This window comes from Petrotoga sp. Shatin.DS.tank11.9.2.9.3, from assembly GCF_003665005.1.
GTDB classification, from domain to species: Bacteria; Thermotogota; Thermotogae; order Petrotogales; family Petrotogaceae; genus Petrotoga; species Petrotoga mobilis.
On sequence record NZ_JGVT01000003.1, the window covers coordinates 345,545 to 359,495 of the forward strand.

Genomic DNA, 13,951 nt, shown 5'->3' on the forward strand with positions numbered 1-13,951 from the left:
TTGATTTGATTAGAAAAGAACTTATAAATTTTCTAGATTCGCTAAAAAAAGTTAACAAACAAAAAATTTTAGTTTTACCTGATGGATATCTCCAAGATTTTGACGATGAGGAAGAGGTTTTCATTTATCCAGATTTTGACATATTTCCATTTGAAAATCTGGATATCTCTCCAAATATCAAAGCAAAGAGAATGAAAACGTTACATGCCTTATTAACGAAAGAGAACGTGACCGTTTTAACTACCTTTTCATCCTTAATAAGGTACACCTTGCCTAAAAACGAATTTGTAAGCAAAAAGATCAAAGTTGGAGATACGTTCGATCTTGATCATAACGTTCCTTACCATTTAGGATACAATCTTTCAGAAGAAGTAACTAGTCCCGGAGAATATTCTAAAAGAGGTTTTGTCAGAGACTTTTTCATTCCAATTTACGAACAACCGGTTAGAATAGAGTTATGGGATGAAGTAATAGATAGAATATCCTTTTTTGATTCTTATTCCCAAAGGTCTATTGAAAATTTAAAAGAAGTTGAGATAATTCCAGGATCTGAAATTATGAAATTTGATCACAACTTAGAATTTTATGAGGAGAGATTAAAAAAATATCTTAATGGGACAAATGAAGAAGAGTTTCTGACTCTCGACCAATTCAATACCCTTCCGGGAATCTTTTACAAAGATAAAAACACAATATTTAGTTATCTTAATGAAGATGGAGATATTTATTTAATCAACAAAGAAGAAATCATAAACTCTTACTCTGAAAAAGAAAAAGAAAATTATGAAATGTGTGACACTGAACTAAAACGAAAAATATATAAAATGTTTTCTGGACATAACCTTGAAATTTTAAACAAAATAAAATACGAAGAAGTTAAGCTTACCTTAGAAAAGATTTATTTTATCAAACCCAAAAAGGAAGATAAAAGGTTAGAGTATATACCTCTTCTTGATTGGGAAGATCTAAACGATGGGGACTTGGTAGTACACGAAGATTATGGGATAGGAATATACCATGGTGTTAACAAAGTTGAGACTCTTTTGGGTTTGAGAGAGTTTGTAACATTAGAATACTCCGATAATTCAAGGGTATATGTCCCAGTAGGTAGGTTAGACAAACTATCTAAATACATCGGAGACCCAGAATCCGTTAAAATATCTTCTTTGAACAGTAAAAGCTGGAAAAATACAAAGCAAAAGGTAAAAGAAGAGATTAAACAAAAGATAGAAGAGCTTCAAAAGATCTATGCCTTAAGGGAAAATCAAAGAGGAATACAACTATTTGGAGATCCTGAATTAGAAGAAAAATTCAAAGAAACCTTTCCTTACGTCGAAACACCTGACCAAGAAAAAAGTATCAAAGAGGTTATGAGAGATCTAGAAAGTGAAAGACCGATGGATAGATTGTTGTCAGGTGATTCAGGATTTGGTAAAACTGAAGTTGCAATGAGAGCAGCTTTCAGAACGGTTGTTTCAAATTACCAAGTGCTATTATTAGCTCCTACAACGATACTTGCCAAGCAGCATTACGAAAATTTCAAACAAAGAATGGACTCTTTTGGAATTAAGATAGCTTTAGTTACCCGTCATAAAACTCAAAAAGAAAAGAAAGACCTCTTTGAAAGTATAGGAAAAGGTCAAGTAGATATAGTAATAGGGACGCACGCCTTATTATCAGATTTATTGCAGGCAAAAAACCTGGGATTAGTTATAGTAGACGAAGAACAAAGATTTGGCGTACTTCAGAAAGAGAAATTCAAAAAGTTAAGTGATGGAGTAAACTTCCTTATGATGAGCGCCACTCCTATACCTAGAACCTTATACATGTCTATCAGCGGCTTAAGAGACATCTCCACGATATCGACGCCGCCTGTGGGTAGGTTACCCATTCAAACATTTATTGGGAAATACTCAGATAAGTTAGTACGCACGGCTATTTTGAGAGAAAAATCTAGGGGTGGACAAGTAATCTATATTCACAACAGAGTTCAGGAATTGAATGAACTGCATAAAAAATTGCGAATCCTTGTCCCAGAGATAAAGATAGCAATGGTTCATGGCGGGACACCAAAAAAGGAGTTTATAAAATCTATAAACGATTTGTACGATGGAAATATTGATCTCCTTCTTTCGACAACAATAATAGAAAATGGAATAGATATACCCAATGTCAATACCCTTATCCTAGATGACCCAGAAAGGTATGGGATCTCTCAGTTGTATCAAATTAAAGGAAGAGTTGGAAGATCTAACAGAAGAGCTTTTGTCTACTTTCTATTTAAAAAAGAAGTTACCCCTCAAACCAAAAAAAGGCTGGAAGCAATCAAACAGTACAATGAACCAGGAAGTGGATTAAAGCTTGCTTTGAGAGATTTAGAAATTCGTGGATACGGGGATATATTGGGGATAGAGCAAAAAGGTCATATTAACGCGATAGGGTACCATCTGTACCATGAAATGTTGAATAAAATTTTATTTGAATATGGGATTAAAAAGGAAGAAGAAATTCAAAAACCTCAAACTTACACAGAGATAAAAGGTATAAAAGGTTCCCTAGTTATTCCAGAATCATATATTTCTAATTCTATTGAAAGAATGAGAATATATAGAAGAATATCGGTGGCTAAAACAGTTGATGATGTTGAGGATATAAGGTCTGAAATACGCGATAAATACGGTAAATTTCCAGAAGAAGTTGAGAGATTGTTTCAGTACGCTTTGATAAAAGTTAAAGCCAATATGGAAGGCATTAAAGAGATAGAAATAGGAGATACTTACATATCTTTTAAATTCGAAAATGATGTAAATCCTGTCATTGAAAAGTACAACAAATATTCAAGAAAGATTACCTTTTATCCAGAAACGAAAGAACTCATTAGTTATGGGCCAAAAGATCATATGAAATATATGGAAAAGGTTTTTTCTTAAGAGGTGAAAAATGTGTTGAATGATACAATAGTAGCCATTTCATCTCCGATTGGTACGGGAGCCATAGGGGTAGTAAGAATTTCTGGCGATCACGTTAAAAACATAATAGACCAAGCATTAAAAAGAAAAAAATATACACCTAAGAAGATGTACTATGGTTGGCTTTACGATAAAGAAGGAGAAAAAGTCGACGAGATTACCTGGGTTTACCATTCACAGCCTCACTCTTATACAGGGGAGGATATGCTTGAAATATTTTGCCATGGTGGTAAACTTATCACTTATGCTGTACTCAATACGATTATAAAATATGGGGCAAGACAAGCTTTACCTGGGGAGTTTACAAAACGTGCTGTCTTAAACGGTAAGATGGATCTCATAAAAGCAGAAGCTGTAAACAATGTGATTACTTCAGAGACGGAAATCTCTTTAAAAGCGTCTTTTAATCAACTTAAAAATGCCGTTTCGGAAAAAATTAAAGACATAAAAAACAGTTTGCTAAATATCTCAGCCCAGATCGAGGTAGAAATGGATTATCCTGATGACATAGAATTTGAAGATCACGATTTAAAAAACAAATTAGTCCATATCGTAAATAGTATGAATCAACTACTAAAAGAAGCTGAGAACGGTATTATAGCCGTTGAAGGTGTAAGAACAGTTATAGTAGGAAAGCCGAACTCTGGGAAAAGTACCTTGTTAAACGCCCTTTTGAGAAAAGATAGAGCGATTGTAACCGATATTCCTGGGACAACTAGGGACACAATAGAAGAAAACTTGAACATAAACGGTATATACATAAGGCTCATAGATACAGCCGGAATACGATATACAGAAGATACCTTGGAAAGGGTTGGAATAGAAAGGACCATAAATTCCATAAAGAATTCTCATCTAATCTTGTTTGTCTTGGATGGTTCAACGCCTTTCACCCAGGAAGACGAACTAATTTATAATAAATTAAATGAATTGGGAGATAAAACTGTTATAATTATATTAAATAAATCCGACTCTCCTAATTTTACAGAGAATAATTATCTCTCTTTGAAACAAAAAAATCCAAATGATTTTGTTATAATTTCTGCAAAGAACGGAGCAATTAAAAATTTGGAAAATAAGATTTATGAAAAGTTTTTTGAGAAGGTCAACATAGAAGAACCAACTCTAACTAACCAAAGGCAAAAGATAACTTTAGAATCATCTAAAGAGTTTGTTTTAAACGCCATTAATTCGCTTGAGAAAGGTTTTTCTAACGATATAATTATGTATGACGTAAGAAAAGCACTTGAAAAGATCTACGAACTCTCTGGGGAAAATTATACTGAAGAATTACTGGATAAAATCTTCTCCACATTCTGTGTTGGAAAGTAGGAGGTAAAATATATGTATCTGTTAGTTTCAATTTTTTTTGGACTAATCCCCTTGATACAATTTTTCATAAAAGGTTGGTACTTTTTTGGACTATCTTCTATAGGCTTAATTGTTTCGTATTTTATTCTTAAAAAGAGGGGAGCCAAACCATTCATCACAGAAGGTGCGCTCTTATTAATCTCGCAGCTTTTTATGAATATAATTGGGCTATCAAATATACCGATATTTTTATATATCTCTTTGGCAGCGGTTTTGATTTTTGTTGCCTCGAGAGATGAAAAAATAGTTGACGATTTGAAAGATTATATAAAAGAGACAGGCCATTCTAAAGAAAATTGGGATTTTGAAGTATGTTTTTTTGGAATGGGGCAGATTAAAAATATCGATCAATTAACAAATTTATCCACTGCTGCATTTGGTTTTTCAGACAAAGGTATAGCTTTCAACACCAAGTTAAGAAGCGGGTATTACACGAGGTTCATTGATTATAATGAAATAGATGATTTCGGAATGTTCAAACTGCAAAAGAAACAAGAGTTGTACTACCCCAAAATAAGAGATATGTTCATCTGGCCAAGTAATATGAGCACGATGCATAAACCGTATATAAACACCTACGGTTTATATCTTTTAGTGGGGGATGAATCTTTGACTTTTTATGAATCGCCAAGTATCATACTTAAAATATCTGAACATTTAGAAGAAGCGAGGAGATAGACAATGAAAATTTTGAAGATGTCGTGGTATGAGATAAAAAAAGTACTGAGAAATAGAGGAGTATTAATACTAAGTATTATAATACCCGTTATTTTAGCATATTTTGGCTCTTCATTCTATCCTGCTGATATGGCACAAGATTTCCAGTTGGCCTTATATAACGAAGATAACAGTCTTTTAGGTAATTTCAGTTTCATTTTGATAAAACAATTTTTGAATTTTGAGAACACTATAGAAATTAAAAATGATGAACAATTGAATCAAATAATTAGAGAAGGAAGTTATGATTCCATACTGATCATTCCAAAAGGTTTTACGCAAGATTTGGTTGATCACAAGCAGACGGTCTTGTACATTATACCAAACCCTCACAAAATTCAGAACAGTATGATGGTCTATACCGGTTTTAAAGCTGTTTTTGATGAGCTAGCTGGGATACCAGAAATAAAAGTTGGCTCCACAACTGAGTTCTTACTTCAAGGAGGTATAGGGATCGACGAAACGAGGCCCAAACCAGAGATAAAAATGCTTATACCAAGTGCCTCTGATGGTTCTTTAGTTGTTTCTCCCACTACAAATTTGGGGATTAATGATATGTTTGCTCCTATCGTTGCGGTGGTTGTAATCCTTTTGTTATCTATGATAGGAATAGCCTCTTCCATCGGTCAAGCCAGAGAAGTTGGATTACTAGATTTATACATATCAAATGGATTAAAAACGTGGCAATTCATTTTATCAAAAATAATATCGTACATCATAATAGGTTTCGTTGCAGGAATGTTCTCGTGGTATATGTTTAGAATGTTTGGTGTTCAATCACAAGCTAACCCATGGAATTTGATCTTACTTGTTTTAGTATCCGTATTTTCTTTCACCTCTTTTGGCTTGTTTTTATCTTCTTTTTTAAAAACAGCTCGAGCTGCTTCTTTCCTTGTAACAGCAATGATTGGAGGGATGTTGGTATTTGGCGGTACTTTAATTCCAATTCCTACAGGAAGCATTCTTGAAAAGATTGCGAACCTATTTCCCGTTAAATACTCTTTAGATGGCTGGAGAAAAATAACGGTATTAGGTTATGGCTTAAGTGATATAAGCTTTGAAATTCTAATTTTATTAGGTTTTGGACTTTTTTTCTGTTTGGCATCATTACTTTTGTTACAAGCTACGCAAGAAACATAGGGAAGGAATAAGGGAGGTCTAATTCGGTGAATCATATAGCCTTTTTAACGGATTGGGGGCTATCTTCATATTATGTCTCTGTTTGTAAATCTGTTATAAAAAGAATAAATCAAAATGCTGATATAATTGATATCACCCACAGTGCTGGACATTTTAATATAAAGAAGTATGCAGCTATAATTTTTAGAGCCTGTCAAGATTTTGAAGAAGGGACCGTCTTTTTGTGTGTTGTTGATCCAACCGTAGGTAGCCCAAGGAAACCGATCGCATTGAAAACGTCAAAGTACAACTATTATTTTGTTGGACCAGATAATGGTTTATTTACTTTTGTGATGCAAGAGTTCGGAGTTGAAAAATCTGTTGAGCTATCCGACAAGAGATTTTTCTATAAAACCGATTATTCATCAACATTTCATGGGCGTGATATATTTGCACCAGTGGCTGCATACATTTCTAAAGGTATCAATATCGATCATTTTGGACCCAAAACTGAAAAATTAGCAAATTTAGATGTGCAAAGACCTATTATTGAAGATAACAAAATAATATGTGATTATTTATATTCAGATGATTTTGGAAATATCGAAACTAACTTATCTTCCAACTATATAGAACATTTAGATCTAAGCAAAAAGGTAACAGTTGAAATAAACGGTACAAAAGAAGTTGTTAGGGTCGTGAAGAACTACTCTGAAGTTAAAAAGGGCGAATTATTGTTACATGTTGACAGCTCAGGATTCTATGAGATTTCTGCCAATCAATCCAGTGCGGCTAATAAATTTAACCTAACCGATGATTTTGAAGGGAAGATAAAGATATATCTTGAATTATAAATCAATAAAAGATCCGATCGAAATTACATACACTGTAGAAAGGTCAAAATTCATTGGTAATATCGCAAAGACCAATTCGGTTGATGAAGCACAAAAATTTATAAAACAGATTTCCCAAATGTACAATAACGCCACACACAACTGTTGGGCTTATAAGGTGCATGAGGGAGGAAGAGAAATCGCTAATTATTCCGATAACAATGAACCATCAGGCACCGCTGGCAAACCTATATACGGTGTAATTGAAAAATTTGGTCTCTTTAACGTGACCATTGTTGTTACGAGGTATTTTGGAGGAGTGAAATTAGGGATTCGAGGTTTAATAGATGCCTATTCTAAAACAGCTGAAGAGGTTGTTAAAGCTTCTAAAGTGGTTACCTATGAAAAGGTATTTATTTACGAGGCAAAATGTGACTACAGTAATTTTTCCTTCATACAAAACCTCATGCAAAAACAGAATAACTTCAAAATAATAAAGCAAAACTTTTCAGACGAAGTTTATTTCATATTTGAGGTATTAGAGGATAACAAAGAAGATGTGTTATCACTAATAAAAAACAAGGTGTACAAATTAAATCTTGTCGGCAATTCGGAGGGAACTTTGTGAACAATAATTTATATAGAAAATACAGACCAAAAGATTTTGATGAAATTTTAGGACAACCTCATGTAGTAAAATACTTTAAAAACGCTTTGAACAAGCAAGAAGTCTCTCATGCTTATATTTTTTCGGGTCCGCGGGGCACCGGGAAAACCACTACCGCCAGAATACTTGCCAAGGTATTAAATTGTAAGGATCCTCAAGGGTACAATCCTTGCAACAAATGCGAGAACTGTGTTTCTATAAACAATAACAGTTTTTTGGATGTAATTGAAATGGATGCGGCTTCGAATAGAGGAATAGACGAAATTAGAAACATCAGGGACTCCTCCAATTACAGGCCAGTCTATGGGAAATACAAAGTATATATAATCGATGAATTTCATATGTTGACAAGAGAAGCATTCAACGCGTTATTAAAAACGTTAGAAGAACCACCTTCACATGTTATTTTTATTTTAGCAACCACCAATTTGGAAAAAGTCCCTGATACCATTATTTCTAGGGCTCAAATTATAAACTTCAAAAATTTAGGTCAGAATGAAATAGTAGAAGGATTGAAAAATATAGCAAGCTCTGAAGGAATAGAATATGAGTTAGACGCCCTAGAAATCATTGCTAAAAGGGCAAAAGGTGGGATGAGAGATGCCATATCGATGTTGGAACAAGTAGAAAAATTTGGAGAGAAGAAGATCACTCACCAAGACACCCTCGACATACTAGGTTTGTTCGATGAAAATTTTATTGTTCAATTCATAGAAAATGTCTACAATTCAAAAATCGATGAATTTTTGGCACAATCTGAAGATCTGTTCAATTTAGGGAAAGATCCAGAAATTCTTTTAGAGCAATCCATAGAATATATTTTTGATTCACTAATTAACGAGAAAAGAAGTAACTTAATTCACTTAATGGGGACATTCAACGATATACTTAAAGATTTAAAATACAGTGAAAATAAAAGGTTGATTTTCGATGTGGAGATCTTAGATTTCATGCATAAAAATTCAACTACGTCCTCAACTATATCTTATGATAAAGAAACAACTCCAAAAAGAAAACAAGTAGCCACAGAATCCGTTCCCAACGAAACTCAACACCCAATTATGAAGAAGATTCTTGATTACTTCAGCGATCCACACGAGAAGAAGTCCAACATGGCTATATACTTCGCTTTGCTATTTTCGAATCCGGAAATTGAAAACAATAAAATACACTTCAAATTCTCCTCAAACCAAAAGTTAGAATATGAAATCCTAAAAAAGTATGTAGATGAATTAAAGGTGAATATATTTTTGCTGATCGATGGATCATACGAAATCACTTTTTCTCTCGAAGGTGGCGAGGTGGAAAGTTTGACCCAACAAAAAGAAAAAGCCAATTTGAGAGAAAAGAAACTGTTCTGAGGGAATTACATGCTTAATATAATCTCTGCAATGGGTGTTGAAGCACGAGCGATAATAAAATATTTAAATTTAAAAAAAACAACAGATAGACCTTTTGAGAGTTATCACGACGACGAAGTCAACCTTGTAGTATCAGGCGTAGGAAAAATCAACGTAGCCGGAGCTACATCTTATCTATTGAAAGATACCTTAAAAGGTTATCCCCATAATGATTATGCAATAAACATAGGAATATGTGGTAGCTTAAATAACAAATTTGAAGTTGGAGATCTAATTTTAGTTAATAAAGTAGTAGATTATGAAAGAAAAAGGAAGTACTATACGGATATCTTAGTCGAACACAACCTAAAAGAAGGTTCCATTCAAAGTATAGATATTCTCAACAGCAATTATGAATTTGAAGAAGACTTAGTCGATATGGAATCATCGGCTTTTTTTGAGATTGCTTCAAAATTTTTGAACGTTCATCAGATATATGTAGTAAAAATAGTCTCCGATAAAGTGAGTAAAAATCAGCCATTAGAAAGATTGACTAAAAAGTATATAGATGAGTTGATTTACGATAAATTAGAAGAAATTTTTTCTTTCACAAAATTGGTGAGTTCTCTACTAAAGTTATTTCAACCTATTCTTCAACAACAAGACGAAGAAATCATAGAGAAGGTATCTAAAGGTTTGAAGCTAACGTTCTCACAGACCAAACAACTTGAAAATGCATATGCCTATTTCAAATCTAATAAGAAAGTAAGCCCTTTATTCTTAGAAGAATATTTTAATTACATTCCAAAAAGCCAAAAAGAAAGGGATGCGATTTTTGAAAATCTCAAATCAAAACTATACAAGTGAAACCTTCTCACACATCTACATCGAAAAAGATGCCTTAAATTATCCACTAACCAATGAAATTACAAGCAAACTCAACAAAAGTAAGATAGTCTATATTGATAATTACAATGAAATATTCTCCAGAAAGAACCAAAACCCTTTTCTACAAAAACTCTCACCGTCTTTGATTCTGGCAGTTAACAAGGGTGATTTTATCTATAAAGGGTCTCCTTTGTGCCATGACTTTGAACAACAAAATTTCTACTACACAAATTTCATAGTTAATTGTCTGTTCGATTGCGATTACTGTTATTTGAAAGGTATGAACTTCTCTTCCCACATTTTATTCTTTGTTAATCTCTCAGATTACTTTCATGAATTAAACAGATTATTAAGTGAAAAAGGGAAGCTTTATCTAAGCATATCGTATGATTCAGACATCCTTCTTTTTGAAGGAATTTACCCTTTTTTAAAAGAATGGATAGAGTTTGCTAAGGCAAACCCTCTGATAACTATAGAAATCCGGACTAAATCAACCAATTACAAAAAAATTTTGAACTACTCTCCATTAGAAAATTTGATCATCACTTGGAGCATATCCCCCCAAGAAGTAATAGTAAAATATGAAAAAAACACCCCATCTTTAGAAAGAAGGCTAATGGCTATATCTCAGTTACTACAAAAAGGTTGGAAAGTCAATTTAGCGTTGGATCCTATACTTTATATAGGAGAAGATTGGGGAGAGAAATATAAGGCGTTCATTAACCTGATATCACAGAACATTAACTTAAAGAAGATCAATGCGATTACACTGGGAGTATTCAGAATGCCGTCTGACTACTTAAAAAGATTTAAAAAGTTTTTTAAATCCCCGATTGCATTTTTCCCTTATCAAACCGCAAATGGTGTATCCACTTACCCTGAGGAATTAAAAAGTAAAATGATTGAATTCGTCTCTTCAGAGTTGGAAAAAGTATATGATAAAAGAAACATATACATAGTTTGATTGTTTTAGAAAAAAAGACGGACCAATGTCCGCCATTATTTAATGAATCAACTGATTAATTTTTTTACAAAAACAGGTAGAGAAAAGGATGCAACGTGAACTTCTTCATCGTAATATTTAAGTTCTTTATTAAACTCCCTAACCTTTTCAGGATCAAAATCTTTTATTGGATCCAAATTTTTTGAAGCAAATGTCCATGTCCATGTACCCGGCATATATTGAGGTACATAACCCATGTACAATCGAGCTACATTGAAGGTATTGCTGATTCTTTTATACGCCCTTATCATCCATTCTTTTCTTAAAAAAGGCTCCTCTGTTTGTGCAGAGAAAACTCCGTTTTCCTTCAAGGCTTCAAAACATTTATGATAAAACTCTTCGGTGAAAAGTAGTCCACCTTCACCTTCTGTGGGATCAGTGGAATCAATCAATATAGCGTCGAACTCATCTTTAAATTGAGAAACAAATTTACTTCCATCCTCATAGACTATTTCTACTTTTGGATTTTTTAACTCATAAGAAATGTTGGGTAAATACGTTAAAGCAGCTTCTACAACCTTTTTATCCAATTCGCAAAGGATCACTTTCTCTACAGAATCATGTTTCAATACTTCTCTGACAGTTCCTCCATCGCCTCCACCGATTACCAAAACCTTTTTGGGATCAGGATGTATGAACAAAGGAACGTGTGAGATCATTTCATGATAAACAAATTCATCTGAATCTCTCGTCATGATGAACCCATCTAATGAGAATAACTTTCCAAATGTTGGAGTTTCATATATATCTATTCTTTGATATTCAGTTTGTTCGGTATAAATGTGATTAGTTACTTCTGTGAAAACTCCTACATTATGTACTTTATCGTACTCGGTAAAAATAGTATGTGGAAAGTTAAAATTATTTTCAGCCATCAACTCACCTCTATTTTATGAGCGGAATTTTCAGGAATTCCTATTGAAGAAAAGACTCCTCGTTTGAATTCTTGACTTTCCTGTCTTTTTGAATTTAAAGCATCTTTTAGATAATAGAAAGCTTTCCATGGATCTACAGAATCTCCACAAGTATATATATCTAAAGAGGCGTAACTGTATTCAGGCCAAGTATGAATTGCCAAATGAGATTCAGAAACAATTATTGCTCCACTTACCCCATGAGGTAAGAATCTATGAAATGTTGAAGTAACTATTGTTGCCCCTGATTCAATGGCTGCCTTTTTCATTAAGTATTCTATTTGTTCAACATCGTTTAGTATCTCTTCATCACAGTCGTATAATTCGGCTATCAAATGCCTTCCTAGGGATTTAGCCATCTCTCAATCCTCCTTTAAAATATTTCTATCCATATTAGAGTTGCTGAATTTGTACTACTTTTATTTTTTATGAAATGCTTCTTATTTGCTGAATAAAAAAAAGTTTCCTCTTTGCGTACCAAATAAACTTCTTTGTTTAGGTATAACTCTATCTCTCCTTCGATCACATATCCCAATTCCACACCTTCATGAGGTTTCTCAATATCCGTTGAACAATCTGGTTCCAAAACTACCAAAGAAGGTTCTATATTTTTTGGTTCTGACGTCGTTAAAAGGAGCTCTTCTTTAACACCTGTTGGTGAATCATATATAGGTATTCGATCTTCTTTTGTGAAAACGATCTTTTCCTTGTTTTCAAGATTTGAAAAAAAGTCTTTCAGATCAGTTCCTAAGGCTCTTAGAATCATTTCCAAATTTTCAACGGTAGGAGAAGCTAAATCCCGTTCAACTTGGGAAATAAAACCTCTAGTTAAATCAGATCTCGTCGCGAGCTCCTCTTGGGTCATGTTTCTCATTATTCTAAGGCTTTTTATCTTTTCACCTATTTGCATTCAAGGTTCCTCCAATAAACTATCAAAAATGCACAGTTAATTAAACAAGTCGGTTAATATTATAAATTTTTATTTTATATTTGTCAATTACAACAATTTACATTTATGTTTCTACAACATCAATTTTGAGTTGTTTGTGTTATACTAATAACTAGTGGGGTGGGGAGCATAATATACTTTTAAGGAGGACTTTTAAGCAATGCGATCGTATTTGAGGCCTTATCTAGGTATAGATTTAGGAACAGCAAACACGTTAGTTTATATGAAAGGTAAAGGGATAATTTTAAACGAACCCTCTGTTATAGCTATCAACAAAGATACTTCAGAATTGCTAAAAGTAGGAAAAGAAGCTAAAAAAATGATTGGGAAAACTCCTGCTAATATAATCGCCATCAGGCCTCTTAAAGAGGGGGTGATAGCAGATTACAATGTGGCTATGACGATGCTTAAGTATTTTATAAACACTGCATTGAATGGTTTTAGCTTTTTTAAACCAATGGTAGTTGTTGGAATACCTACAGATGCAACCCAGGTGGAAAGGAATGCTTTGAGAGAAGCAGCCTTGGATGCGGGATCTAGTAAGGCTTTTTTGATTGAAGAAGCCATGGCAACTGCTATTGGAGCTGGATTGGATGTAGAAGAACCCTCGGGAAATATGATCGTAGACATTGGTGGAGGTACCACAGAAATAGCTGTAATTTCACTTGGAAATATTGTATTATCCAAATCTATAAGGGTAGCGGGAGATTTAATCGATCAAGAAATTATCAATCACATAAAATCAAAATACAATATGGTAATAGGAGAAAAAACTGCTGAGAGGATAAAAATTGAAATTGGAAATGTTTTTGATAGTCCTCAGTACAATGATTTAAGCATGGAAGTGATAGGCTTAGATGTTCTAAGCGGCCTTCCAAAAAGTGTTACGATCACAGGCTCAGAGATAAGAAATGCGATGCGGATACCGGTTAACAAGATAGTTGAAAATATTAAATTGGCTATCGAAGAAACTCCACCTGAACTTTTGTATGATATAGTAAATAGAGGTATATTTTTGGCTGGTGGAGGGGCTTTGATAAAGGGGATAAAAGAGCTATTAGAAAGGGAAACTTTGATAAGAGTTGTAATAGCGGATGATCCAATAACTTGTGTGGCAAGAGGGGCAGGGATGGTTATTGATAAGATAAACCTTATAAAAAGTATATCTCAAAAAGCTTAAT

The 13,951-nt window shown here is 33.6% G+C and carries 13 protein-coding genes; 10 read left to right on the plus strand and 3 right to left on the minus strand.

Going from position 1 to position 13,951, the window contains the following annotated elements; genetic code table 11:
* Positions 1–5: 5 nt before the first annotated feature.
* Genes BZ25_RS03510 through BZ25_RS03550 form a run of 9 tightly spaced genes read left to right on the plus strand, consistent with a single transcriptional unit; the run spans position 6 to position 10,868 of the window.
* Positions 6–2,930, plus strand: a complete 2,925-nt coding sequence (locus BZ25_RS03510) for a DEAD/DEAH box helicase (RefSeq protein ID WP_121515213.1) — start codon at positions 6–8, stop codon at positions 2,928–2,930.
* A 12-nt stretch (positions 2,931–2,942) separates the two neighbouring features.
* Positions 2,943–4,301, plus strand: a complete 1,359-nt coding sequence (gene mnmE / locus BZ25_RS03515; protein ID WP_121515214.1) for a tRNA uridine-5-carboxymethylaminomethyl(34) synthesis GTPase MnmE — start codon at positions 2,943–2,945, stop codon at positions 4,299–4,301.
* Between the two features lie 12 nt (positions 4,302–4,313).
* Positions 4,314–5,018: a hypothetical protein gene (locus tag BZ25_RS03520; protein WP_121515215.1), complete on the plus strand. Its 705-nt coding sequence runs from the start codon at positions 4,314–4,316 to the stop codon at positions 5,016–5,018.
* Between the two features lie 3 nt (positions 5,019–5,021).
* Complete coding sequence (locus BZ25_RS03525; RefSeq protein WP_012209213.1) at positions 5,022–6,197, plus strand: ABC transporter permease; 1,176 nt, start codon at positions 5,022–5,024, stop codon at positions 6,195–6,197.
* A gap of 26 nt (positions 6,198–6,223) precedes the next feature.
* Positions 6,224–7,030 (plus strand): S-adenosyl-l-methionine hydroxide adenosyltransferase family protein, encoded by an 807-nt coding sequence (locus BZ25_RS03530; RefSeq protein ID WP_121515216.1) that lies wholly within the window; start codon positions 6,224–6,226, stop codon positions 7,028–7,030.
* Entirely contained in the window at positions 7,020–7,637 is a 618-nt protein-coding gene (locus BZ25_RS03535) for a YigZ family protein (RefSeq protein ID WP_121515217.1), read from the plus strand. The genes BZ25_RS03530 and BZ25_RS03535 overlap by 11 nt, the downstream gene beginning before the upstream one ends.
* A complete protein-coding gene (dnaX, locus tag BZ25_RS03540) occupies positions 7,634–9,037 on the plus strand; it encodes a DNA polymerase III subunit gamma/tau (protein ID WP_121515218.1) in 1,404 nt (467 codons plus the stop codon). Before BZ25_RS03535 ends, dnaX begins: the two co-directional genes overlap by 4 nt.
* Positions 9,038–9,046: 9 nt before the next feature.
* On the plus strand, positions 9,047–9,883 hold the full coding sequence (locus BZ25_RS03545) for a hypothetical protein (protein WP_121515219.1): 837 nt from the start codon (positions 9,047–9,049) through the stop codon (positions 9,881–9,883).
* A complete protein-coding gene (locus BZ25_RS03550; RefSeq protein ID WP_121515220.1) occupies positions 9,852–10,868 on the plus strand; it encodes a spore photoproduct lyase family protein in 1,017 nt (338 codons plus the stop codon). The genes BZ25_RS03545 and BZ25_RS03550 overlap by 32 nt, the downstream gene beginning before the upstream one ends.
* A 47-nt stretch (positions 10,869–10,915) precedes the next feature.
* Here the strand turns inward: BZ25_RS03550 and speE are convergent, their stop codons facing one another.
* From speE to BZ25_RS03565, 3 genes are read right to left on the minus strand one after another with little or no spacing between them, the layout of a single operon-like run.
* The gene (gene speE / locus BZ25_RS03555) at positions 10,916–11,782 is read right to left on the minus strand and encodes a polyamine aminopropyltransferase (protein ID WP_121515221.1); all 867 of its coding nucleotides are present in this window, start codon (positions 11,780–11,782) and stop codon (positions 10,916–10,918) included.
* The gene (speD, locus tag BZ25_RS03560; RefSeq protein WP_121515222.1) at positions 11,782–12,180 is read right to left on the minus strand and encodes an adenosylmethionine decarboxylase; all 399 of its coding nucleotides are present in this window, start codon (positions 12,178–12,180) and stop codon (positions 11,782–11,784) included. The genes speE and speD overlap by 1 nt, the downstream gene beginning before the upstream one ends.
* 14 nt (positions 12,181–12,194) lie before the next feature.
* Complete coding sequence (locus BZ25_RS03565; protein WP_121515223.1) at positions 12,195–12,731, minus strand: helix-turn-helix domain-containing protein; 537 nt, start codon at positions 12,729–12,731, stop codon at positions 12,195–12,197.
* Positions 12,732–12,930: 199 nt separating this feature from the next.
* Here BZ25_RS03565 and BZ25_RS03570 point away from each other — a divergent pair, with 199 nt between their 5' ends.
* Positions 12,931–13,950 carry a rod shape-determining protein gene (locus BZ25_RS03570; protein ID WP_012209222.1) on the plus strand — a complete coding sequence of 340 codons (1,020 nt, stop codon included), beginning with the start codon at positions 12,931–12,933 and terminating at the stop codon, positions 13,948–13,950.
* The last annotated feature ends 1 nt before the right edge of the window (position 13,951 follow it).